This is a genomic window from Vibrio sp. MACH09, assembly GCF_033238805.1.
GTDB lineage: Bacteria > Pseudomonadota > Gammaproteobacteria > Enterobacterales > Vibrionaceae > Vibrio.
Genome location: NZ_BSFZ01000001.1, coordinates 3,161,170 through 3,186,132 on the forward strand (window position 1 = coordinate 3,161,170; position 24,963 = coordinate 3,186,132).

Sequence of the window (24,963 nt, forward strand, 5' to 3'; positions counted from 1 at the left end):
ATGCATGAAATGTCATTGTGCGAAAGCTTAATTCAAGTCGTAGAAGAACAAGCAAAAGCGCAAAACTATTCCAATGTCAAAACAGTATATTTGGAAGTGGGTGCTTTTTCAGGTGTAGAAAAAGACGCTATGTGTTTCTGTTTTGATGTCGTTTGTCGCGGAACCATAGCAGATTCAGCAAAATTAGAGATAACGGAATTACCCGCAACAGCTTGGTGTTTCGATTGCAGTAAAGAGATAGCAATTTCTAGCCGTTTAGATTCATGCCCTGATTGTCATGGATACAGCATACAAGCGAAAGGCGGAGATGAAATGCGAATTAAAGAATTGGAGGTTTACTAATGTGTACAACATGCGGCTGCGGAGCTGGAAACGTTAGAATAGAGGGTGCTCACCATCATCATGAACATGATCACCAACACGATCACGCTCATCATAACGATCATAATCACACCCATGATGATGGACATGACCATCATCACTCACATGACCACTCTCCTCAGGTCGTTCATCACCACCATTACCATGGGCCAGTACATATTCATTACCACATGTCTGCTGAAGGCCAACCCGATGCTCCGCATTCTCATCCTCATCCACACGACCATGATCATAGCCACAGTCACACGCATGAGCATGAGCATGAGCATGAGCATGAGCATGAGCATGAGCATGAGCATGAGCATGAGCATGAGCATGAGCATGAGCATGAGCATTTTAAAGCAGAAAAACAGGGAGAAGACCTTCATTTTGGAAAAGGTGCTGCACACTCCCACGCTCCCGGAATGACGCAAAGCCGAATGGTGCAGATTGAAAAAGATATCCTAGGTAAAAATGATGCTATTGCAGAAAAAAACCGTCAGTTTCTGCATAGCAAAAACATTACTACCCTAAATTTAGTTTCTAGCCCCGGCTCTGGGAAAACAACGCTGCTCACTGAAACATTAAGTAAATTAGATCACCTAAAATGTGCCGTAATTGAAGGCGATCAACAAACTACAAATGATGCAGATCGTATTAGAAAAACCGGAGCAAAAGCGATACAAATTAATACAGGTAAAGGTTGCCATCTAGATGCACAAATGGTTTCTGAGGCCATCGCCCATCTTTCTCCTAACGATAACACGACTCTATTTATTGAGAATGTAGGCAATTTAGTCTGCCCTGCTGCATTCGATCTTGGAGAGAGCCATAAAGTAGCGATTCTTTCCGTCACAGAAGGAGAAGATAAACCACTTAAGTATCCAGATATCTTTGCTGATGCTGATCTAATGATCATCAATAAAATCGACTTGCTGCCTCATCTTACATTTGATTTGGATGCTTGCGTCCAGAATGCAAAACGAGTGAACCCAAACATCCAGCCACTGCTTGTTTCTGCGGTAACTGGGGAAGGAATGCAAGAATGGCTCGATTGGCTAGGGAGTCATTAAGATATGTGTTTAGGTATTCCGGGACAAATAGTGGAAATCACTGATGCGCAAACCATGTTAGGCAATGTTGTGGTTAGCGGCATCAAGCGTGAAGTCAATCTGGCGTGTGTCGTTGATGGTGATATTAGCGATCTAATAGGAAAATGGGCATTGGTACATGTCGGTTTCGCCATGTGTATTATTGATGAAGAACAAGCAAAAGAGACCTTACACGCACTCGAGTCCATGCAAGCTCTTGACCATGAAATTGATGATTTTAGTCAACGCCAGCAGATAGGAGAGTAATGATGGATTATGTAGATGAGTTCCGCGACCCTCAACTCGCTAAGGCGATTATTGCCAAGATTAAAAAAGTGGTTGATGCAATACCTGAAGAGATGAAACCACTACAGATTATGGAAGTATGTGGCGGGCATACTCATACCTTGTTTAAATACGGCATCCTACAACTACTACCTACAAGTATCGAGTTTGTCCACGGACCTGGTTGCCCTGTGTGTGTATTACCTAAGTCCCGACTTGATCAGTGTATCGCCATCGCAGAGCAACCAAATACTATTTTATGTACTTTTGGCGATGCAATGAGAGTTCCGGGAAGCAACGGTTCACTATTTGATGCCAGTTCACGAGGTTGTGATGTCCGTATGGTTTATTCTCCTATGGATGCGCTACTTATTGCGGAAAAAAATCCCGACAAACAAGTGGTGTTCTTTGCATTAGGGTTTGAAACCACAATGCCTGCCACCGCAATGACATTACAACAAGCCAAACATAACAACATCAGCAACTTTAAACTATTCTGTCAGCACATCACTTTAATGCCGACCCTTGTTGCGCTACTAAATCAAGATGATGTACGCATTGATGGTTTCTTACTACCCGGCCACCTTTCTATGATTATAGGAACCAAGCCTTATCAGCCATTGGTGGATCAATTTCACAAGCCAAGTGTTGTTACTGGCTTCGAACCTTTGGATATGCTGCAAGCCTTATTAATGCTAGTCAAACAGTTACAAGAGAAACGTTGTGTTATCGAAAATCAGTATTCTCGCGTTGTGGCAGATGAAGGCAATAAGAACGCACTGAGTGCAATGGCTGATGTGTTCCAGATAAAACAAGCGAGTGAATGGCGAGGGTTAGGTGTAATTGAAGGTTCCGGCATTAAATTGTCACCAGATTACCAACCTTTTGATGCAGAACTTCATTTTAAACCGGAAAGTAGCACCGCCGCGGATCCGGAAGGGAGCCGATGTGGTGAAATTCTTGCCGGCCGCTGTAAACCTGATGACTGCCCACTGTTTGGTCATGCTTGCACCCCTGAAACAGCCATTGGCGCGTTGATGGTCTCTTCAGAAGGCGCTTGTGCTGCCTATTATAACTATCGCAGAGAACCACTTGCAGAGGAACAAAATTGATGGAAGAGAGAATCACCTTAGCCCACGGTAGTGGTGGGAAAGCGATGCAGCAATTAATTGATCGTTTATTTATGAAGCAGTTCTCTAATGACACGCTTTGTAAGCAAGAAGATCAGGCTAAAATTCCTTTAGCACCACTGCTCACTAATGGAAGTCATCTCGCTTATTCAACCGACTCTTTTGTTGTTGATCCTATCGTTTTTCCCGGCGGAGACATTGGTAAGCTGGCGATTTATGGCACGGCAAACGACGTGGCAATGAGTGGCGCAAAACCACTCTATCTATCCAGTGCTTTCATTTTAGAAGAAGGACTACTTTTCTCTGAACTGGAAGCCATTGTTATCTCTATGGCCAATGCGGCGAAAGAGGCCGGTATTCAAATTGTTACCGGGGACACCAAAGTCGTGCCTAAAGGCGCTGCTGATAAACTGTTTATCAATACTAGCGGCATTGGTGTTGTTCCTGAAGGTATCCTTTGGGGTGCTGAGACAATAAAGAGTGGTGACAACATTATCATCTCTGGAACATTAGGAGATCATGGCGCAACCATACTAAATTTGAGAGAAGGTCTGGGGCTAGATGGTTTGCTACAGAGTGACTGCCAACACTTATACCCATTAGTAGAGGCGTTACTGCCGATTAAAGGAGTGCGAACTCTTAGAGACGCGACGCGTGGAGGCGTTAATGCCGTACTACACGAGTTTGCGTCATCATCAGGTTGTGGCTTTCAACTTAACGAGGAATCACTACCAATGACTCAGGAAGTCAGAGGGATTTGTGAGCTACTCGGATTAGAAGCCATTAACTTTGCCAACGAAGGCAAATTAGTAGCCATTGTCTCTCCACAAGATACAACATCAGCCCTTGAAGCATTAAAACAGTTATCTGGTGGTAAAGATGCTGCGGTAATTGGCCAGGTCAATGCCAGTAAGAAAGTCACTATTGCGAATGCTTTTGGTGGCAGCCGTTGGTTAGACCTACCATCAACAGAACCGATGCCGAGGATCTGCTAGCCTATGATAGGGATTGAGATTCGAGTAAAAGGCAAGGTACAAGGGGTTGGCTTCCGCCCCTTTGTCTGGCAAATCGCTCACCAGTTAGAAATTAAAGGTGAAGTGCTTAATGATGGGCAAGGCGTCGTTATACGTTTAACCGATGCTGATCAGCTAGATGAATTTGTTCGTTTACTGCAAGCTGAGTTACCCCCTCTTGCTGAAATCGAATCTCTTGATACGTATGACTATTGTTGGGTATCAATGCCGGAGGCGTTCTCCATTGTTCAATCTCAATCGACATCCGTAGATACACAGATAGTTCCTGATGCCGCAACCTGCCCTGAGTGCATTGAAGAGCTCTATCAGCCAGAGAACGCTCGATACCTCTACCCATTTATTAATTGCACCCATTGTGGTCCTAGATTCACCATAATCAACGCCCTTCCCTATGACCGCCCAAAAACGGTCATGAAGCACTTCCCGTTATGCTCTCAATGCAGTTCCGAATACGGTAACCCCGCAGATAGAAGATATCATGCACAACCCGTCGCCTGCCCTGAGTGCGGACCTACTGTCTGGTTATTAGATCGCCATGGAGAGAAGATCAGCGGTAACTGGCTAGAAGTCATTGCAGATCAATTAGAGCAAGGAAATATTGTCGCAATCAAATCTGTTGGCGGCTTCCACCTTGCATGTGATGCCAGTAACCGTATTGCAGTGCAAACGTTGAGAGCTCGCAAAAATAGACAATTTAAACCTTTCGCTGTTATGGCAAACAATATCGATAGCGTCGTCGCTATTGCTCATTGCTCTGCATCACAACGTGAAATGCTACAAAGTCGTATCGCACCGATTACATTGCTTGAGAAGAGGGAGAGTAAGCTGCTTGCCGACAACATTGCGCCTGAGCTGGCTGAAATTGGCGTTATGCTACCATCTAATCCTTTGCAGCATCTCATTTCCAGCTACTTTCCTAAACCCGTTGTAATGACGTCAGGTAATGGTTCAGGGCTTCCTCCTGCATTAACAAATGAACAGGCGATATGCGAGTTGGCTGAAATAGCCGATATATTTGTCCTCCACGACCGAGAAATATTGCATCGCTGTGATGATTCACTCGTTCGGGTCAGTGACGAAGGAGAACTAGAAACACTGCGTCGCTCTAGAGGTCTAGTTCCTGATGCTATTCGTCTACCCAAAGGGTTTCCTTCTGCGGACGGTTATTTTGCTTATGGCGGTGACTTAAAGAGTGCTTTCGCGATAGGAAAAGGTCAACAGATCATTGTTAGCCAATACCTTGGTGATCTTGCCAATATCGAATCGCAACAACAATACAATCATGCAATTGAGCATTTTCAGTCTGTCTATCAGCTCTCCTTTAAACACCACATTGCCGACCTGCATCCCGGCTACTATAGCCATCAGCTAGCAGAAAAAACCTCAGAGTCAGTACAGTATGTGCAACATCATCACGCCCATATTGCCAGTTGCTTAATCGAGAATGGTTGGCCGAATAATGGTGATAATGTTCTCGCTCTTGCTCTTGATGGATTAGGCTTTGGCAATGATGGTGAGTTTTGGGGAGGAGAGCTATTTATTGCCAATTATGCTCAGTACAAAATCATTGGCGGAATACCTTCGGTGACGCTTATCGGAGGAGATAGTGCTGCGAGACAGCCTTGGCGTTCTTTTTACTGCCACTTGAAAACATTTTTACCTACACTTTCAACCTCTCAACTTGATGCGCTTTTTACCGACAAGCCGTATAAGTTGCTTGATACCGCCATTGAAAAAAACATAAATACCCATGTTACCCGCTCTGCCGGGCGTTTATTTGACGCCGTAGCAGCATCATTAGGCATTGCTGTAGACGCCATTGAGTATGAAGGACAAGCGGCTTGCCAGTTGGAAGCTCTTGCTTCTCAAGCTACTAGCACGGTGCCTTGCCCTATAAAAATTGAACTCACAGATCTGAAGCTAAATCTTCAGGCATTCTGGAAGCAGTGGTTACATCTTGAGGGCCGTCGTTGTGATAAAGCTCGATGGTTTCACATAGCTCTTTCTACCGCATTAGCAAAAATGGTTAAACGTGCTAATCAGACACATAACATTGATCACTTAGTGCTAACCGGTGGTGTATTTCACAACAAACTTTTGACCTCTTTGCTAAAAAAGGAGTTAGAGCAGTCAATGACGATCTTACAACATAATAAATATTCATGTGGCGACGGTGGAATTGCTTTAGGGCAATTGGCTGTCGCACTTAGTCAAAACATACAAGCTAATTAAAAAGTAATACCATTAAAGGAAAATGAAATGAAAAAATTACTTATCTCTACATTGATTCTACTTCCAGGTTTGGCGTTCGCACACCCGGGAGCAGCTCACTCTCACCCTGAAGAGCTTACTGGTGGTTTAATGCTATTGGCCGCGGCAGTAGGTGCTTACTATATTTGGAAGAATAAGTAACTTCTGTTCTAAATATTTTTAGTCCGTTAGTTCTAACTTGCTATAACGAGGAATTTTCTCTTGTTATAGCAAGTTGACGGTTCAATATCTTGGTGCAATTATTCTTTAATCCAGCGCCATGCATCATTTAATTTGCTTATTTCAAAATGCTTTTCATCTATCCCAACTAACTTTCCAAAAGGGCTGTCTGCAGCGACAAGTAAGCCGATCAGTTTACTATCAGACACAATCGCCAATTTATTAATGTTCTTCAAATTTGAGAATGTCCATTTCAAATCTTTATAGACCACATTAGCATCCATTGAGAATTTGCCATTAAGTACAATAAGCACATTAATTGCGCCCTGCTCTTGTATAAGATTATCCAGTTTCTCAATCCATTGATTTTCTTGTTGTGAATCTATTTTTCCTGAAATCTCAAGGCCAATAGTCGCACCTTCACTCTCTATTAATTGTTTGATCATTTTTTCCACCAATGATGTCAATAAAACTCAATATTGATTATGCATGATGCTGCTTAGGTTAATGTCAGAAAAGTGTATTCATGCTTCTATTTGATCGAAGTCGATATTTCCTGACCATTTAACAGATATAAAAAAGCCTCAGCATTTTCTGCTAAGGCTTACTGTTCTTATTCCTAAGAATAAGTTGCGGAGTGGACGGGACTCCCTGCTCGTTGAAAACAAGGTCGATCCCCGGCGTGACAGGCCGCTTTCTCTAACAAAGAGGCTAGAATCTCCATGGAAGGAGTGAATGCCAATCAATGTCGGGAACATTGTTGGCACAACTGAACTACCGCGCTTAAACACAAAAAAGCCTTAACATCTCTGCTAAGGCTTACTGTTCTTATTCCTAAGAATAAATGGCGGAGCGGACGAGACTCCCTATTCGTCGAAAACAAGCGCGCCCCCCGGCGTGACAGGCCACTTTCTCTAACAAAGAGGCTAGAATCTCCATGGACGGAGTGAATACCAATCAATGTCGGGAACATTGTTGGCACAACTGAACTTCCGCTCCGCTGCCCACTTTATTAGAACTAACCATTGGTATTTTTATAACCGCTAAAACACAAAAAAGCCTTAACATCTCTGCTAAGGCTTACTGTTCTTATTCCTGAGAATAAGTGGCGGAGTGGACGGGACTCCCTATTCCTTGGAAACAAGCGCGGCCCCCGGCGTGACAGGCCGCTTTCTCTAACAAAGAGGCTAGAATCTCCATGGACGGAGTGAATGCCAATCAATGTCGGGAACATTGTTGGCACAACTGAACTACCACTCTATTGCCCACTACTAGAACTAACCATTAGTATTTTTATAGCCGCATAAACGCAAAAAAGCCTCAGCATTTCTGCTAAGGCTTACTGTTCTTATTCCTAAGAATAAATGGCGGAGTGGACGGGACTCGAACCCGCGACCCCCGGCGTGACAGGCCGGTATTCTAACCAACTGAACTACCACTCCGCTGTGGTATCATTCGTTTTAATAACGAATGTACTTAAATTAAAGCCTGGCGATGTCCTACTCTCACATGGGGAAACCCCACACTACCATCGGCGCTATTGCGTTTCACTTCTGAGTTCGGCATGGAATCAGGTGGGTCCACAATGCTATGGTCGCCAAGCAAAATTTGGATAAATACCCCTAAAAGGGATATTTAATAATCTGGAAAACTAACTTTAAAAGTTCTTTACACATTCAATGTTCTATTTGAGTCCTTCAAAACCCCTTGGGTGTTGTATGGTTAAGCCTCACGGGCAATTAGTACAGGTTAGCTCAACGCCTCACAACGCTTACACACCCTGCCTATCAACGTCGTAGTCTACGACAACCCTTTAGGATACTTAAAGTATCAGGGAGAACTCATCTCAAGGCTCGCTTCGCGCTTAGATGCTTTCAGCGCTTATCGATTCCGAACTTAGCTACCGGGCAATGCCATTGGCATGACAACCCGAACACCAGAGGTTCGTCCACTCCGGTCCTCTCGTACTAGGAGCAGCCCCTTTCAATTCTCCAACGCCCACGGCAGATAGGGACCGAACTGTCTCACGACGTTCTAAACCCAGCTCGCGTACCACTTTAAATGGCGAACAGCCATACCCTTGGGACCGACTTCAGCCCCAGGATGTGATGAGCCGACATCGAGGTGCCAAACACCGCCGTCGATATGAACTCTTGGGCGGTATCAGCCTGTTATCCCCGGAGTACCTTTTATCCGTTGAGCGATGGCCCTTCCATTCAGAACCACCGGATCACTATGACCTGCTTTCGCACCTGCTCGAATTGTCATTCTCGCAGTCAAGCGGGCTTATGCCATTGCACTAACCACACGATGTCCAACCGTGTTTAGCCCACCTTCGTGCTCCTCCGTTACTCTTTGGGAGGAGACCGCCCCAGTCAAACTACCCACCAGGCACTGTCCTCATCCCCGATCAGGGGACTAAGTTAGAACATCAACACTACAAGGGTGGTATTTCAAGGTTGACTCCACTCCATCTAGCGACGAAGTTTCAAAGTCTCCCACCTATCCTACACATGTAGGGTCAATGTTCAGTGCCAAGCTGTAGTAAAGGTTCACGGGGTCTTTCCGTCTAGCCGCGGGTACACTGCATCTTCACAGCGATTTCAATTTCACTGAGTCTCGGGTGGAGACAGCGTGGCCATCATTACGCCATTCGTGCAGGTCGGAACTTACCCGACAAGGAATTTCGCTACCTTAGGACCGTTATAGTTACGGCCGCCGTTTACCGGGGCTTCGATCAAGAGCTTCGACCTAAGTCTAACCCCATCAATTAACCTTCCGGCACCGGGCAGGCGTCACACCGTATACGTCATCTTGCGATTTTGCACAGTGCTGTGTTTTTAATAAACAGTTGCAGCCACCTGGTATCTGCGACTTCCGATAGCTCCATCCGCGAGGGACTTCACCGTCAGAAGCGTACCTTCTCCCGAAGTTACGGTACCATTTTGCCTAGTTCCTTCACCCGAGTTCTCTCAAGCGCCTTGGTATTCTCTACCCGACCACCTGTGTCGGTTTGGGGTACGATTTCTTACAATCTGAAGCTTAGAGGCTTTTCCTGGAAGCATGGCATCAATGACTTCACGCCCTTGGGCGCTCGACATCGGGTCTCAGCCTTAGTGATTTCCCGGATTTACCTAAGAAATCAGCCTACACCCTTGAACCTGGACAACCGTCGCCAGGCCCACCTAGCCTTCTCCGTCCCCCCATCGCAATTGTAAGAAGTACGGGAATATTAACCCGTTTCCCATCGACTACGCCTTTCGGCCTCGCCTTAGGGGTCGACTTACCCTGCCCCGATTAACGTTGGACAGGAACCCTTGGTCTTCCGGCGTGGGGGTTTTTCACCCCCATTATCGTTACTCATGTCAGCATTCGCACTTCTGATACCTCCAGCAAACCTTACAGTTCACCTTCAACGGCTTACAGAACGCTCCCCTACCCAATACTCAAAAGAGCATTGCCGCAGCTTCGGTGTATAGCTTAGCCCCGTTACATCTTCCGCGCAGGCCGACTCGACCAGTGAGCTATTACGCTTTCTTTAAATGATGGCTGCTTCTAAGCCAACATCCTGGCTGTCTGAGCCTTCCCACATCGTTTCCCACTTAGCTATACTTTGGGACCTTAGCTGGCGGTCTGGGTTGTTTCCCTCTCCACGACGGACGTTAGCACCCGCCGTGTGTCTCCCGGATAGTACTTACTGGTATTCGGAGTTTGCAAAGGGTTGGTAAGTCGGGATGACCCCCTAGCCTTAACAGTGCTCTACCCCCAGTAGTATTCGTCCGAGGCGCTACCTAAATAGCTTTCGGGGAGAACCAGCTATCTCCAGGTTTGATTGGCCTTTCACCCCTAGCCACAAGTCATCCGCTAATTTTTCAACATTAGTCGGTTCGGTCCTCCAGTTGATGTTACTCAACCTTCAACCTGCCCATGGCTAGATCACCTGGTTTCGGGTCTATACCTAGCAACTCGACGCCCAGTTAAGACTCGGTTTCCCTACGGCTCCCCTAATCGGTTAACCTTGCTACTAAATATAAGTCGCTGACCCATTATACAAAAGGTACGCAGTCACACCACGAAGGTGCTCCTACTGCTTGTACGTACACGGTTTCAGGTTCTATTTCACTCCCCTCACAGGGGTTCTTTTCGCCTTTCCCTCACGGTACTGGTTCACTATCGGTCAGTCAGTAGTATTTAGCCTTGGAGGATGGTCCCCCCATATTCAGACAGGATATCACGTGTCCCGCCCTACTCGATTTCACTGATTGTACGTTGTCGGTTACGGGGCTATCACCCTTTATTGCGAGACTTTCCAGACTCTTCACCTGACGCACTAAAAGCTTAAGGGCTAATCCAATTTCGCTCGCCGCTACTTTCGGAATCTCGGTTGATTTCTACTCCTCCGGGTACTTAGATGTTTCAGTTCCCCGGGTTTGCCCTGTTAACCTATGTATTCAGTTAACAGTAACTGCTTATGCAGTTGGGTTTCCCCATTCGGAAATCGTAGACTCAAGTGGCTTTTACTGCCTAATCTACGCTTATCGCAAGTTAATACGTCCTTCATCGCCTCTGACTGCCAAGGCATCCACCGTGTACGCTTAGTCACTTAACCATACAACCCCAAAGGGTCTTATGAGCAACCAAGGTTTCTATCGTTGTCTCATTATTTGAATGAGCGAGACAACATTTCGATTTTGCCGGACTCAAATATAAACAGCATTACTATGTAATGTTGTTTCCAAGAACACTTGAATGTGTGTTGGTACCTAATTCTTTCAAAGAAAGAGTTAGGATTTGAGAACTTTTAAATTAGATAACAATCAATCAAATTGTTATCTGTCAGCTTTCCAAATTGTTAAAGAGCAAAGATTTTTTCTATTTAAAGAAATAAACCATTTTTAAATATTCTCATCTTTCTTTTAAAGAAAGAACACTTAAAGATGGTGGAGCTATGCGGGATCGAACCGCAGACCTCCTGCGTGCAAGGCAGGCGCTCTCCCAGCTGAGCTATAACCCCATCAGTGGGTGTTTCTTTTGATAACTCATAATATGTTGATTAAATCTTTCTTATTTGAGGCAAGTTATGAGGAAGCATATTGAAATATGCGACGATTAACTTAACGAAAAAGAAGGAAGATTTTGGTGGGTCTGAGTGGACTTGAACCACCGACCTCCCGCTTATCAGGCGAGCGCTCTAACCAGCTGAGCTACAGACCCATTCTAACTCGTTCTTTTTGCTTGACTCTTCGTTGTGCTGCCTATCCTCGCTCAGTCACATACTTTTGTATGCTCCTTTACTCGTCAGTTGCACGCCTCGATTCAACCAAAAATCCCGTCGTTATAAACTCAATAAGTCTGAGTTATCTTTCTCTTTGCTTTTCTAAACCGTATCAATCTGTGTGGACACTCATAAACGAGCAATCTTCGTATTAAGGAGGTGATCCAGCCCCAGGTTCCCCTAGGGCTACCTTGTTACGACTTCACCCCAGTCATGAACCACAAAGTGGTAAGCGTCCCCCCGAAGGTTAAACTACCTACTTCTTTTGCAGCCCACTCCCATGGTGTGACGGGCGGTGTGTACAAGGCCCGGGAACGTATTCACCGTAGCATTCTGATCTACGATTACTAGCGATTCCGACTTCATGGAGTCGAGTTGCAGACTCCAATCCGGACTACGACGCACTTTTTGGGATTCGCTCACTTTCGCAAGTTGGCTGCCCTCTGTATGCGCCATTGTAGCACGTGTGTAGCCCTACTCGTAAGGGCCATGATGACTTGACGTCGTCCCCACCTTCCTCCGGTTTATCACCGGCAGTCTCCCTGAAGTTCCCACCCGAAGTGCTGGCAATCAAGGATAAGGGTTGCGCTCGTTGCGGGACTTAACCCAACATTTCACAACACGAGCTGACGACAGCCATGCAGCACCTGTCTCAGAGCTCCCGAAGGCACACCTGCGTCTCCGCTGGCTTCTCTGGATGTCAAGAGTAGGTAAGGTTCTTCGCGTTGCATCGAATTAAACCACATGCTCCACCGCTTGTGCGGGCCCCCGTCAATTCATTTGAGTTTTAATCTTGCGACCGTACTCCCCAGGCGGTCTACTTAACGCGTTAGCTCCGAAAGCCACGGCTCAAGGCCACAACCTCCAAGTAGACATCGTTTACGGCGTGGACTACCAGGGTATCTAATCCTGTTTGCTCCCCACGCTTTCGCATCTGAGTGTCAGTATCTGTCCAGGGGGCCGCCTTCGCCACTGGTATTCCTTCAGATCTCTACGCATTTCACCGCTACACCTGAAATTCTACCCCCTCTACAGTACTCTAGTTTGCCAGTTTCAAATGACCTTCCCAGGTTGAGCCTGGGGCTTTCACATCTGACTTAACAAACCACCTGCATGCGCTTTACGCCCAGTAATTCCGATTAACGCTCGCACCCTCCGTATTACCGCGGCTGCTGGCACGGAGTTAGCCGGTGCTTCTTCTGTCGCTAACGTCAAATAATTGCGCTATTAACGCAACTACCTTCCTCACGACTGAAAGTGCTTTACAACCCGAAGGCCTTCTTCACACACGCGGCATGGCTGCATCAGGCTTGCGCCCATTGTGCAATATTCCCCACTGCTGCCTCCCGTAGGAGTCTGGACCGTGTCTCAGTTCCAGTGTGGCTGATCATCCTCTCAGACCAGCTAGAGATCGTCGCCTTGGTGAGCCATTACCTCACCAACTAGCTAATCTCACTTAGGCTTATCCAATCGCAGAAGGCCCGAAGGTCCCCTCTTTTCCCCCGTAGGGCGTATGCGGTATTAGCTATCGTTTCCAATAGTTATCCCCCTCGACTGGGCAAATTCCTAAGCATTACTCACCCGTCCGCCGCTCGACGTCCAATAAATCATCCGAAGAATCTTTATTGCCGTTTCCGCTCGACTTGCATGTGTTAGGCCTGCCGCCAGCGTTCAATCTGAGCCATGATCAAACTCTTCAATTTAAAGTTTTGATTTTGTTTCTCTATTAAGAGAAACGGGACTCAACGAATACTGACTTCAAAACTGTCCTTACTCGAAAGTAAGAAGTAATTTTAAAGCTATTATCATTCCAACAGAATGATAATGAATTGACTGTGCTCGATAGCCATTTCTAATAAAAGAAGTGCTATCAAATTGGTCACTCAGTTCATTGAAACCGTTGTTGATTTCGTGCCCGAAAGCAGAGAATCATCTTCGATTGTCATCAACGAGTGCCCACACAGATTGATAGGTTTAAATTGTTAAAGAGCGTTTAACTGAACATGCTATTTCTCAAGCCTGAAGCAGTTAGGGATGCGTATTCTACGCTTCCAATTTTGTGAGTCAAGAAGTTTTTAAAACTCTTTTCTCAACCTAAACAAGATAATGAATTTAATCGCTCATCTCGTGTTGGTGTGGCGCATTATAGGGAGGAATTTATTACTAGCAAGATCTTTTTGCGAAATAATTTTTAACTGCTGAAAAAAACAGCAAACCAATATAATTTGAATAAAATTTCAACATTTGAACACCGTCACACCAATAGGTTGGCAATTAGTCAGGGTTAAACGTAAGATTCAAAAGCTATTTAATAAATCATTAAAAAGCTTTTATTCTATTAACTCACTAAATGTTGTATTCATTTATGGACTCTAAAAAAACTATTTTCTTAATTATCACTGTTGCCATATTAGGAACCGTTGTCTTTTCTCAAATAATGGTTTCTCCGGCAATATCTTTTATCATCGGTGTAATTGCTACTGCTGCTGTGCTAAATATTTCTAGTTCTACTTCTTCTACAGTATCAAAAGGCAAACCTTCTACAAAAACACTTTACGTAGGAAACCTCCCTTATAAGGCAAATGAAGCAAACGTGCGCCAGTTATTCTCGGAGTATGGTGAAGTATTTGCAGTTCGCTTAATGAAAGATAAGCGAACAGGAAAAAGACGTGGTTTTGGTTTTGTTGTTGTCGCAAGCAGTGACGCAGAAAAAACCATCTCTTCTTTAAATGACAAAGACTATATGCAACGGACTTTAAAAGTTCGTATTGCTAATGATCCTAAGCATCCAGAATCGGAAGCGTCTCAATAATATCAAAACCTAATTTTGATAGTGTTAAATTTAGTGCAGCCTCTTCAAAGGGGGTTGCACTAGAATATATTTTGTTCTTCTCTCTATTTTCTATTTCAGTTGACGACGATATTAGTGTCACCACTCTTCGTGCGATTGCATCCCCAGAGTCAACCAATTTAGTACTCTCTCCTAATACTTGAGATATCTCTTCCTTAATCAAAGGAAAATGTGTGCAACCTAGCACGACCACATCAACACTATTTTTTAATGGCGATAATATCTGTGTCAGCAAATGTATGTTTACTGAATGTCCTCTCAACTTCATCTCTGCCATATCCACCAGTTCAGTAGAGCCAATAAATGTTACTGGTATATTCTGCGAAAACTGAGCAATGAGTTGATGGGTGTATTCTCTCTCTACTGTTGCGGGAGTTGCTAAAAGACCAATTGCTGTTTTTGCTAGGTTTGCGGCCGGCTTAATTGCAGGAACAACACCAACAATAGGTATTTCAAATTTTTCTCTGAGGGTTGGCAATACCACTGTACTTGCTGTATTACACGCAATCACCACCATATCTATCGAATGTTGCTTGATAACATAAGAGAGTAAACTCTCTACCCTTTTAATCAGCGTGTGGCGAGAAAGTTCTCCATATGGATAGCCTTGATTGTCAAATACGTATAGGTAGTTGCAATTAGGTAACGACTTTTGGATTTGTTGATATACAGAAATCCCTCCCATTCCAGAATCAAAAATAAGGATCGTAGGGTTTGGATGATCTGTCATGCGAATTTCATTTAAAAGAGAAGAATGGCGTCATAATACTGAATCGTATTGCCATGACAAGAAATAACGAGAAGCCACCTAGGTGGCTTCCATTAATGATCAAAACTGATAAGCGGCTGTTACCAGAAACTTACGACCATCACCTGCGTAATAAGAAGTATGGCCATACGCTTGAGAAACGTACTGTTTATCCAAAACATTATCAATACGAAGGCTGGCAGTCCATGCATCAAGGGTATAGTTTAATGCCAGATTTGCGAGCCAGTATGACGGCAGTTTTTTATCGCTGTTGCTATTATCGCTGCTGTGGAAGCGCTCACCAACATACGCACCTTCAATATAAGTTTGTACATCCTCGGTGATATCGATGTCTGTAAAGAGCCTTCCAGTATGTTCCGAAACCCAAGGAACCTTTTTGTCTTTGTTTTCACCACCGATAAACTTGGCATTCACATAGTTATATTCAGCCCCAACAAGAATCGAGTCTATTAGATACTTATCAAAATAGAGCCCTACGCCATTTCTCTCTGATTTAGCAGCATTAACATTGGCACCATTACCGCTAGCTCCTGTCGGTTTCTCCGCGTTGCGATCATAAACAATTTCATCTTTTAATCGCAAATTATAAGCATCAAACTTTACCAGGTAGTCATCACCGATATGGTTCCAACCTGCTTCAAAAGAGTAACCTAGTTGTGGTTTTAGTCCTTTAACACTTGCCGGTGTTCTGCCCTGTTCATCCGTTTTAGCAAAGCGATAGTTAGATTCAGCTCTAACGTAATAACGAGTATTCGTAGTTGGACGAATATTGATCCCCAGTTCAGCTGCGGTTGCATCTTCGTTCAGTTTTTCGCCACTGACATAAGTTTGTGCATCGGTAATATCATCCTGTACACGCCCATAACGACCACCAGCAACGACCGCAACATGATCGGTCATTTTATAATTGAACTGGCTATAGACACTAGTTAGTAACTGTTCAACTTCTCTGCTAATAGAGGAGCTCTTATATTTGTAATCATTTCGACCTACATCTAGTCCTATAAGAGTATTGAGTTTTTGCCCAATAATACCTTCTAACTTAAATGCTCCAGAGATATTGTCGTTACTGGTATTAAATCCGCTATTCCAAGAGACACCTGTGGCAGACATCCTATCCAGACTCACATCAGCATTGGTCGCCCATTTTTCAGATACGTCTTGTCCATAACCAATACGAAGTGCTCGAGTAATTTCATGGCGATGGTCATCAGGCTTAGTTTCATCAGCTTTGGTTGGATCTTTATGAAACTGCTCCTCAGTCATGCTACCAGCGTACTCTCTGTTGTTGTCGTAATAGCTAACTTCGCTGTAAAAGGCCTTGTCACTATTTTGATAATCCAACCTTCCCAGCAACATACCCGACTTTCTGGCATTGTGATCACGATAATTATCACTGTTATCCTGACTTGCTGAAACTGAATAACGCCAGTTATCCACTAAAGAGCGAGAAATAGAAACACTACCAGCACGGGAGTTCATGTTGCCTGCAGATAACGAAATATCTCCACTGTCACGGCTGTTATTTAGAGTGATAATGTTAATTACACCACCAACAGCCTGATCACCATAAAGAACGCCTGCACTACCAGATAATATTTCTATACGTTCAACTTGATTGAGCAGTATGGTATTTAATTTCGGGCTAGATAAATCTTGTTTGTTAAGACGACGGCCATCCACCAAGATAAGCGTATTGTGTGCAGCTTGACTGCCGCTAAACCCTCTTATTGAAAAAACTGGCCCGCTGTTGCTATCCGAAACTTGTATTCCAGCACGTGAGCGCAACAAATTATCAAGAGATTTGGCACCACTGCGCTCTATCTCTTCTTTACCAATCACTTGAATATTGGAGGGAATATCCGCAATGCTATTAATATTGTCACTTTTTCCAATGACAACCATGGTTTCTAGAGCATTTGTTGTAGAAGTTGAAGTTTGAGTCTCTTCAGCGTGTATTTGAGGGGCGAGCAAAAGCAGCGACACCACTTCCGTCGCAATCAACGTTTTTTTCATTATTCTGTCCTAAATCGCGTATATCCTAATTAGTGATCACTCACTACTTACTGGCAGGTATTCGGACTTTAGAGCATGATATTGTGACAACATCGCCTTACATCTCACTTCCCGCTATTTCCTTAATTAGCAGTGTGTGGGTTTCCCCGTAGATGCTCGTTCTCTATTACCGCTGCGCGTCAGTTCTGGAGTTTCACCAGATTCCCTTAAAACAGTTACTTGATAGTAAACTGTCTACCAGCGGACATGATAATAAGTATCAATACCGTTACTGTCTAGTGTTAAAATTGACAACAACAACTTAATTGGCCAAATAAGGTTTAGCTTCGCGTTGCTATACTAAAGTTCAGCGGCACAAAATCGTTACCCATAAAACGGATCATTTAGAACCGCTTATTGAGGTCACAAGGCTATAGAATTTAATATCAATACTGGACAAGTGATAAAGATTGAATAAAATCTGCCCTCCTTGTAAATGTAAAAGGCATATCTATGACCACGCTTGACGTAAATCCAAAAAGCTATCAGCAGCAATTATCTGAAAAGGTCGCACGACTAAATCAACAGTTTGCCCCATATGATGTGCCGAACTTAGAAGTGTTTGACTCTCCAGAGCAACACTACCGCATGAGAGCTGAATTTAGAGTTTGGCATGAGGGCGAAGAGCTTTACTACATAATGTTCGACCAAAAAACTCGTGAAAAATATCGCGTTGATCAGTTTCCTGCCGCCAGCCGTTTAATTAATGACTTGATGACGCTGCTTCTAGAGGCGATGAAAGGAAATGACACTCTTAGACGCAAATTATTTCAGGTTGATTTTTTGTCGACACTTAGTGGAGAGATACTAGTATCACTGCTTTATCACCGCCAGTTAGACGACGTTTGGCTTGAAGCGGCTCAGGAGTTGAAAAAGCAACTCAACAATGAAGGGTTTAACTTAAACATCATTGGTCGAGCTCGTAAAATGAAACGGGTACTGGATAGAGATTACGTCATTGAAAAACTAAAGGTTCATGGCGAAGAGTTGATCTATCAGCAAGTCGAAAACAGCTTTACTCAACCAAATGGTATCGTTGCACAAAAGATGTTGGAGTGGGCAGTAGACTGTACTGATGATAGCCACGGAGATTTACTTGAGCTCTATTGCGGTAATGGTAATTTCTCTTTAGCACTAGCCAAAAACTTTGATCGCGTGCTAGCTACTGAGCTGGCAAAACCATCGGTAGACTCTGCACAATTTAATATTGCAGCCAACAAAATCGATAATGTGCAAATCATTCGAATGTCGGCTGAAGAGTTTACTGAGGCAATGGAAGGGAAGAGAGAATTCCGTAGGCTAAAACAGCAGAACATCGATTTGAGCAGTTACAACTGCAATACTATTTTTGTCGATCCCCCTCGTTCTGGAATGGACATTGATACTTGTAAGATGGTTCAAGGCTATGAACGAATTGTGTATATCTCATGCAATCCAGACACATTAAAAGAGAATTTGGATTTGCTTAGCAAAACTCACAACATCACTCGTTTTGCTCTGTTCGATCAATTTCCTTACACCCACCATATTGAGACAGGTGTTTTTCTTGAGAAAAAGGCTTAATACTCAACAAAAAAACGAGCTCTTATGAGCTCGTTTTCTACATTTGTTTGATTCTTATTCTGCTACTTCTGTTCTTTACGATTTAAATAGCCCATCTTCTTTCCAACCCACATCAATAGCAGCATGGTCACCAAAATAGCAAAGAAATTTGAGCCTACTTCTGGGTACTTTGCTTTTAAAAATGCAGAGTGACCAAAAGCACCGACAAAGAAACAAGCCAATCCCAACAAAGGAATATCTTCTGCAACTGGATTGGTTAGGTAGTTTTGATAGAGCATTTGCGCCGCAAGGGCCAGTGCGATAAGTGGAAAAATAGAGAATGAAACTTCACTCAGTGTTACTGAAGATAACAGCGCATTGCCACACATACCGGCAATAACAGCCAACAGTAGAGTTTTTCTTTCTGAATATTGATTTACGGGTGTTGAGTCACTAGACATAATTATATCCTATTCTTTTGTCGTTCACGTTCTTTTCTATACCAGTATGCGCCTTTAGCTACCATACGTAACTGCATAACAAGCCGCTCGGTAAGTTCTTCTCTTTCATGCTTATTAAGATCTAACGCTTCTGCTCCAGAGCTAAATACTAGAATAACCGAAGCCTCTGCCTGAATGCTTGCTTCTTCTTTATTCATGCCAGTGCTGATCAAATATTCAGTCATCTCAGCAACAAAATGTTGCATTTCTCTGGCTACCGCTGCACGAAAATCGGCAGAAGTCCCTGAGCGTTCTCGAAGCAATAATCGAAATACATTTGGGCTACTTTCAATAAATTCCATAAAGGTCTCTACTGAAGTCCTTATTACACTCCCTTCTTTAACAATTCTCTGTCGAGCTTGTCGCATAAGTTGACGAAGAAGTAATCCTCCTTCATCAACCATGGTCAAACCAAGTTCATCCATATCTTTAAAATGACGATAAAAAGAGGTCGGCGCTATGCCAGCTTCTCTCGCCACTTCTCGTAAACTAAGATTAGAAAAACTTCGATCGGCACTCAATTGACTAAAGGCGGCATCGATTAATGAGCGGCGGGTTTTTTCTTTTTGCTGAGCACGTATTCCCATAGCTTTATTAATACCAAATTAACCAATGACAGTCGGATACTATAACTCGAAAAACCCGTTTAGAAAAATGACAAACAAATTCATTGCGGCTAAGAGCTTGATTTCGTGAACTCCGTGATCATTACCACTGTATAACGTGCTGAGCATTTACCTAAACGATTATTAGGTTAATATCTCGCTATAACAATGTTAAAAATCATGGAAGAACAAGATAATGACTCAATCAACTCACTTTGATGTAATTGTAATCGGTAGTGGTCCAGGCGGTGAAGGGGCAGCGATGGGATTAACCAAAGCTGGATTGAATGTCGCAATCATAGAAAAAGAATCAAGTGTTGGTGGTGGTTGTACCCACTGGGGAACGATTCCTTCAAAAGCACTAAGGCATGCAGTTAGCCGAATTATTGAATACAACGGCAACCCTCTGTTTTCTCATAACAATTCCAGTTTACACTCTACGTTTTCCAATATATTAAGTCATGCAAAAACCGTTATTGATAAACAGACACGTTTAAGACAAGGTTTCTACGATAGAAATCAGTGCAGCCTGATTTTTGGTAAAGCGCAGTTTATCGATGACAATACAGTTTCAGTTATGCAAGCAGATGGCAGCCTTGATTACTATAGCGCTGATAAATTTGTCATCGCGACTGGATCACGACCTTACCAACCTGATGATGTCGATTTTAATCACTCTCGTATTTATGACAGCGATACGATTCTCTCTTTAGAGCATGATCCTAGACACATCATCATTTATGGTGCTGGCGTCATTGGCTGTGAGTATGCCTCTATCTTCCGAGGTCTAGACGTTAAAACCGACCTCATTAATACTCGAGATCGCTTACTCTCTTTTCTTGATAATGAAATATCCGACGCGCTTTCATACCACTTCTGGAATAGTGGCGTCATTATTCGTAATGATGAAACATATGAAAAAATTGAAGGAACGGATGACGGCGTCATTGTTCACTTACAATCAGGCAAGAAAATGCGCGCAGATTGTATCCTATACGCGAATGGAAGAACCGGTAACACAGACAAGTTAAACTTAGAATCCGTTGGGCTGACTCCAGATTCTAGGGGATCACTACAAGTTAATAAAAAATACCAAACAGGCAAAGAACACATCTATGCTGTGGGTGATGTCATCGGCTATCCGAGTTTAGCAAGCGCTGCCTATGATCAAGGTCGTTTTGTTGCACAGATTATTACTAAAGGTAAAGCAGACAACCACTTAATCGATGATATTCCAACCGGTATTTATACCATTCCGGAGATAAGTTCCGTTGGTCGTACAGAGCAAGAGTTAACTTCGGCTAAGGTACCGTATGAAGTTGGACGTTCATCATTCAAGCATTTAGCTAGAGCTCAAATTGCAGGAAAAGATATCGGCAGCTTAAAGATACTGTTCCACCGAGATAGTAAAGAAATCCTTGGTATTCACTGCTTTGGTGAAAGGGCTGCGGAAATCATCCATATCGGCCAAGCCATCATGGAACAAAAAGGTGAAGCAAATACCATAGAGTATTTTGTCAACACCACATTTAACTATCCAACAATGGCAGAAGCTTACCGCGTAGCAGCGCTAAACGGTCTCAATCGACTGTTTTAACAGCTATAGAGCTAAGCGCGACATTGTGCTTAGCTCTATCATTCAATCTATTTGTCATCGACGTCAATCAGGCGATGACATAGCAAAAAATGACTGTCGCTCAAGTAAAATATCCATCTAAATAACCAGACTTAAACGTTCTACCACTTCTGAGATAGGTAACCTACCAACGGAATTCGATCAAACTTGGCGTAAGCCTATGCTTTAAAGACGGGAATTTCGCAATGACTTTATGCCATAACTTCCAGCGGCCACACTCTTGATCAACGGGAGAGAAACTTTTCGCTGACTTTATCCACGGCAGCCATTGTAGAAATGAGTCTGTCGCTGATCGAAAACCATGTTGATAATTAATAGAGCCCATTTTTTGCCCCAGTACCGTCGATGATTTATCCCCAGCAACAACAAAACACGCTTGAGCATTAACAAAGTAGCGACCTAAGACTTGAACAAATGAAGCAATTTGATTTATTGAGCAATCTAGCAGAGCTTGCTCGCAGACGATTAAGACGGGTGCTGAGTTAGGAATAACTAATGAGTCAAGCCAATCAAGGTGATCAACTGAGCCACAAATTAATTGATAACGTTCATTTTTATGAAAAAGCCGTTGTCGCCAAACAAGGTTTTCAGAGACATCCAGTTCGATCCAGTGACATGAGCCGTTATCCAATCGATAAAAGCGAGTATCCAACCCCGCTCCAACATTCAATACCCATGCTTTGGGGTGCTGGCGTAAAAAATCATTAACTTTGTCATCACAGAGTTTTGTTAACGTCGCATGCAACAGTTGCTTTTGGTCGATATCTCCAGAAGTACACTCAGTAGAGAGCTGACATTGTCGGCACGCTTTGGCGGCAATTGGGTCATAAATCAGGCCGTTATCCACTAAACTCTCTCTGCTCCTCAACCACATTGGTTGCAACAGCCGAGTTGGAATCTGATAGTTTTGGTTGGATTCAGCCTTCGAAGATGAAGGCGTATTGTGTAATAAATTCATTATCATCTTCTTTAAACAAATAAAGCAGATGATAATGATTATTATTTAGAATTGCAACAGAAGAAATTTTGCTTTGTTACTATTACATCCAGTCAGTATTGCGAATAATACCAACGGCAATGCCTTCTATCGCTAGGTGTTGAGAGGTTAAATCCACTTCAATTGGAGAGAACTCTTCGTTCTCCGCATGCAACAACACGGTAGCACCTTGTCTTTCTAGTCGCTTAACCGTGACATCATCATCAACACGAGCAACAACAACCTGTCCATCGCGAACATCTTGAGTCTTATGCACAGCCAATAGGTCACCATCCATAATTCCGATGTCCTTCATACTTTCGCCACTGACTCTCAATAGAAAATCAGCTTGTGGGCGAAACATGTTCGCATCGACTTGGTAATGCGCTTCCACATGCTCTTGTGCAAGAATAGGTGAGCCAGCTGCTACTTGCCCAATTAATGGTAAGCCTGCGTCTTCGTTTGCTGCCTCATCTTGCAACAAAATTCGAATACCACGTGAGGCTCCCGGTATAATCTCGATCGCTTGCTTTTTTGCCAGTGCTTTCAAATGTTCTTCTGCAGCATTTGCAGAACGAAAACCAAGCTCTTTGGCAATTTCAGCTCGAGTTGGTGGCATACCTGTTACTTCAATTTTGTCTTTAATTAACTCAAATACTTGTTGCTGTCGGGGCGTTAACGGCTTCATAAGTCACCTGTCTTTTTATACAGTTAACTGTGAGTATATCCAGTATTTATTATCTTGCAATGAAAACCTGTTATTTTTTAATCACATCATAAATTTGGGGTCGAACAAGGTGATCTATTTGCTGTTTATGACTCATCCCATGCGTAGACATTAGTTTGCGTTGTGTACTTCGCTCTATTCATTGAAATGTGCGTCTTAAATGAACGGACATTGTCATTGTTATAAAACACCTCTTCTCGTAAGGTATCAAAAGCCGCCATATTAGGTACTTCAATGATCAAAACAAAATCCACTTCGCCGGTCACTTGATAGCACTCCTTCACTTGCGGAATACCCTGTATATGCTTCATAAATGCGTTGTTAAGATCTTTTCGGTCTCTCTCCATATAAACCTCAATAACCATATGTAAGCATGAGCCGAGCTTTTCAGGGTTTACTATAGCGACTCGCTCACTTATTACTTGCTCCGCTAACAGTCTTTGTACCCTTTTTAGACAGGCTGGCGGGGATAGAGCAACACGCTCAGCTAACTCTACATTGGTAATGGAGCAATCCTCTTGCAACATCTTCAATATTGCCTTATCAATGCGATCAAGAAACATTATTAACTTTTCCTAACAAAAAATTGAATATATATAAATTATAGACCAACATAATTGCAATTATTTCTAACAAAGTCGCATAAAATAACCACAATTCATACAAAGGATTGGAATATGTTGTCGACACTAAACTACTCTAAATTTATCAGCTTCTTTAAAGAGGTCACTCATGTCTATTGGGTGCTGATAAAGGTAATGGTGCCTGCCATTGTTATTGTTAAAATACTCGATCACTTTGGTGCGACAGAGTTATTGGCTCACTATTTATCACCCGTGATGCAATTGGTTGGACTACCTGAAGAGATGGGTATTGTTTGGGCTGTCGCACTACTGACTAATGTCTATGCCGCGATGATCGTCTTCTACAATATTGCGTTAAACCAGATGGTCACGGTCGCTGATATTACGGTCTTAGGAACCTTAATTCTTGTAGCTCACTCACTGCCGATTGAAGGCGCTATCGCCAAGGCACTCGGTATACGATGGCGTTATACGCTACTTATTCGTGTTGGCGGCGCGTTAGTGTTGACTTTTATTCTTCATCACACTTACTCATATTTTCAATGGCAGCAACAACCCATTGATCTTATCTGGCAGCCCGGTTCCAGCCACTCTTTATCCATTGTTGAGTGGTGTATTGAACAGCTACAGCTGCTGGTTTCTATCTTTTTTATTCTTCTGGCACTGATTTCACTATTGCGATTGCTCCGACTACTTGGGATTGAAGCCCTATTACACAAACTGTTAATGCCACTGCTGCGCAGTTTGACTCTAGGGAAAGAAGCGGCAAACATTACCGTTATTGGCGTGACATTGGGAATATCATTTGGTGCAGGGCTTCTCATTGATGAAGTTAAAAAAGGACATATTAGCAAACGAGATACCTTATTGGTGATGGGCTTTTTAGGTCTATGTCATAGCATCATTGAAGATACCATTTTAATTCTATTACTGGGGGCAGATATTAACGCTATTCTCTGGGGAAGATTGATTTTTGCGGTGGTGGTGGTCGCCATATGGGGAAGGCTATTAAAACAGAACAACGCTTCTATCCCTCTTACCTAAATCCGTTCCTTTCATGACATCACAATGCGTACCACTCTATCGATGCTGGTACGCTTTCAAACAAAATTA

At 43.4% G+C, this 24,963-nt stretch carries 19 protein-coding genes, 3 tRNA genes, 3 rRNA genes and 1 riboswitch; of the genes, 11 read left to right on the top strand and 14 right to left on the bottom strand.

Annotated elements, in window-relative coordinates:
- Genes hypA through CHJ_RS14270 form a run of 7 tightly spaced genes read left to right on the top strand, consistent with a single transcriptional unit; the run spans position 1 to position 6,312 of the window.
- Positions 1-342: a hydrogenase maturation nickel metallochaperone HypA gene (gene hypA, locus CHJ_RS14240; RefSeq protein WP_171755214.1), complete on the top strand. Its 342-nt coding sequence runs from the start codon at positions 1-3 to the stop codon at positions 340-342.
- Positions 342-1,433, top strand: a complete 1,092-nt coding sequence (gene hypB, locus CHJ_RS14245) for a hydrogenase nickel incorporation protein HypB (RefSeq protein ID WP_317917974.1) — start codon at positions 342-344, stop codon at positions 1,431-1,433. The genes hypA and hypB overlap by 1 nt, the downstream gene beginning before the upstream one ends.
- 3 nt (positions 1,434-1,436) lie before the next feature.
- Positions 1,437-1,718 carry a HypC/HybG/HupF family hydrogenase formation chaperone gene (hypC, locus tag CHJ_RS14250; protein WP_171755212.1) on the top strand — a complete coding sequence of 94 codons (282 nt, stop codon included), beginning with the start codon at positions 1,437-1,439 and terminating at the stop codon, positions 1,716-1,718.
- Positions 1,718-2,848, top strand: a complete 1,131-nt coding sequence (gene hypD, locus CHJ_RS14255) for a hydrogenase formation protein HypD (protein ID WP_317917975.1) — start codon at positions 1,718-1,720, stop codon at positions 2,846-2,848. The genes hypC and hypD overlap by 1 nt, the downstream gene beginning before the upstream one ends.
- Positions 2,848-3,861: a hydrogenase expression/formation protein HypE gene (gene hypE, locus CHJ_RS14260; protein WP_317917976.1), complete on the top strand. Its 1,014-nt coding sequence runs from the start codon at positions 2,848-2,850 to the stop codon at positions 3,859-3,861. The genes hypD and hypE overlap by 1 nt, the downstream gene beginning before the upstream one ends.
- 3 nt (positions 3,862-3,864) lie before the next feature.
- Positions 3,865-6,132, top strand: a complete 2,268-nt coding sequence (gene hypF, locus CHJ_RS14265; RefSeq protein ID WP_317917977.1) for a carbamoyltransferase HypF — start codon at positions 3,865-3,867, stop codon at positions 6,130-6,132.
- Between the two features lie 27 nt (positions 6,133-6,159).
- Positions 6,160-6,312 (top strand): hypothetical protein, encoded by a 153-nt coding sequence (locus CHJ_RS14270; RefSeq protein ID WP_171755209.1) that lies wholly within the window; start codon positions 6,160-6,162, stop codon positions 6,310-6,312.
- Positions 6,313-6,410: 98 nt separating this feature from the next.
- Here the strand turns inward: CHJ_RS14270 and CHJ_RS14275 are convergent, their stop codons facing one another.
- From CHJ_RS14275 to CHJ_RS14305, 7 genes are all read right to left on the bottom strand, one after another.
- A complete protein-coding gene (locus CHJ_RS14275) occupies positions 6,411-6,776 on the bottom strand; it encodes an STAS/SEC14 domain-containing protein (RefSeq protein WP_317917978.1) in 366 nt (121 codons plus the stop codon).
- 919 nt (positions 6,777-7,695) lie between these two features.
- Positions 7,696-7,772: transfer RNA gene (locus tag CHJ_RS14280), tRNA-Asp, on the bottom strand.
- A 44-nt stretch (positions 7,773-7,816) separates the two neighbouring features.
- Positions 7,817-7,932: ribosomal RNA gene (gene rrf / locus CHJ_RS14285) — 5S ribosomal RNA — on the bottom strand.
- A gap of 116 nt (positions 7,933-8,048) precedes the next feature.
- A 23S ribosomal RNA gene (locus tag CHJ_RS14290) occupies positions 8,049-10,939 on the bottom strand.
- Positions 10,940-11,268: 329 nt separating this feature from the next.
- A tRNA-Ala gene (locus CHJ_RS14295) sits at positions 11,269-11,344 on the bottom strand.
- A 123-nt stretch (positions 11,345-11,467) separates the two neighbouring features.
- A tRNA-Ile gene (locus tag CHJ_RS14300) sits at positions 11,468-11,544 on the bottom strand.
- 213 nt (positions 11,545-11,757) lie between these two features.
- A 16S ribosomal RNA gene (locus CHJ_RS14305) occupies positions 11,758-13,308 on the bottom strand.
- Together the 16S, 23S and 5S rRNA genes with 3 tRNA genes alongside form the textbook arrangement of a ribosomal RNA operon.
- Positions 13,309-13,970: 662 nt before the next feature.
- On the opposite strand from CHJ_RS14305, the gene CHJ_RS14310 reads away from it, so the two are divergent.
- A complete protein-coding gene (locus CHJ_RS14310; RefSeq protein WP_171755009.1) occupies positions 13,971-14,417 on the top strand; it encodes an RNA recognition motif domain-containing protein in 447 nt (148 codons plus the stop codon).
- Here the strand turns inward: CHJ_RS14310 and murI are convergent.
- Entirely contained in the window at positions 14,386-15,186 is an 801-nt protein-coding gene (gene murI / locus CHJ_RS14315; RefSeq protein WP_317917979.1) for a glutamate racemase, read from the bottom strand. The two genes, CHJ_RS14310 and murI, sit on opposite strands and share 32 nt — an antisense overlap.
- Positions 15,187-15,285: 99 nt before the next feature.
- A complete protein-coding gene (locus CHJ_RS14320) occupies positions 15,286-17,241 on the bottom strand; it encodes a TonB-dependent receptor (protein WP_317917980.1) in 1,956 nt (651 codons plus the stop codon).
- Between the two features lie 34 nt (positions 17,242-17,275).
- Positions 17,276-17,498, bottom strand: a riboswitch (cobalamin riboswitch).
- Between the two features lie 235 nt (positions 17,499-17,733).
- On the opposite strand from CHJ_RS14320, the gene trmA reads away from it, so the two are divergent.
- Positions 17,734-18,843 carry a tRNA (uridine(54)-C5)-methyltransferase TrmA gene (trmA, locus tag CHJ_RS14325; protein WP_317917981.1) on the top strand — a complete coding sequence of 370 codons (1,110 nt, stop codon included), beginning with the start codon at positions 17,734-17,736 and terminating at the stop codon, positions 18,841-18,843.
- 62 nt (positions 18,844-18,905) lie between these two features.
- On the opposite strand, the gene CHJ_RS14330 is transcribed toward trmA, so the two are convergent.
- Entirely contained in the window at positions 18,906-19,283 is a 378-nt protein-coding gene (locus CHJ_RS14330) for a YijD family membrane protein (protein ID WP_171755005.1), read from the bottom strand.
- A 2-nt stretch (positions 19,284-19,285) separates the two neighbouring features.
- On the bottom strand, positions 19,286-19,909 hold the full coding sequence (gene fabR, locus CHJ_RS14335; RefSeq protein ID WP_171755004.1) for an HTH-type transcriptional repressor FabR: 624 nt from the start codon (positions 19,907-19,909) through the stop codon (positions 19,286-19,288).
- A 214-nt stretch (positions 19,910-20,123) separates the two neighbouring features.
- Here fabR and sthA point away from each other — a divergent pair, with 214 nt between their 5' ends.
- Positions 20,124-21,524: a Si-specific NAD(P)(+) transhydrogenase gene (gene sthA / locus CHJ_RS14340; protein ID WP_171755003.1), complete on the top strand. Its 1,401-nt coding sequence runs from the start codon at positions 20,124-20,126 to the stop codon at positions 21,522-21,524.
- A 163-nt stretch (positions 21,525-21,687) separates the two neighbouring features.
- Here the strand turns inward: sthA and CHJ_RS14345 are convergent, their stop codons facing one another.
- The 3 genes from CHJ_RS14345 to CHJ_RS14355 all read right to left on the bottom strand — a co-directional run bounded on the left by CHJ_RS14345 (position 21,688) and on the right by CHJ_RS14355 (position 23,829).
- Positions 21,688-22,521 carry a class I SAM-dependent methyltransferase gene (locus CHJ_RS14345; protein ID WP_317917982.1) on the bottom strand — a complete coding sequence of 278 codons (834 nt, stop codon included), beginning with the start codon at positions 22,519-22,521 and terminating at the stop codon, positions 21,688-21,690.
- Between the two features lie 82 nt (positions 22,522-22,603).
- Positions 22,604-23,227 carry a transcriptional repressor LexA gene (lexA, locus tag CHJ_RS14350; protein WP_317917983.1) on the bottom strand — a complete coding sequence of 208 codons (624 nt, stop codon included), beginning with the start codon at positions 23,225-23,227 and terminating at the stop codon, positions 22,604-22,606.
- A 125-nt stretch (positions 23,228-23,352) separates the two neighbouring features.
- On the bottom strand, positions 23,353-23,829 hold the full coding sequence (locus CHJ_RS14355; RefSeq protein WP_171755000.1) for an Lrp/AsnC family transcriptional regulator: 477 nt from the start codon (positions 23,827-23,829) through the stop codon (positions 23,353-23,355).
- A gap of 114 nt (positions 23,830-23,943) precedes the next feature.
- On the opposite strand from CHJ_RS14355, the gene CHJ_RS14360 reads away from it, so the two are divergent.
- Complete coding sequence (locus CHJ_RS14360; protein WP_317917984.1) at positions 23,944-24,894, top strand: nucleoside recognition domain-containing protein; 951 nt, start codon at positions 23,944-23,946, stop codon at positions 24,892-24,894.
- The last annotated feature ends 69 nt before the right edge of the window (positions 24,895-24,963 follow it).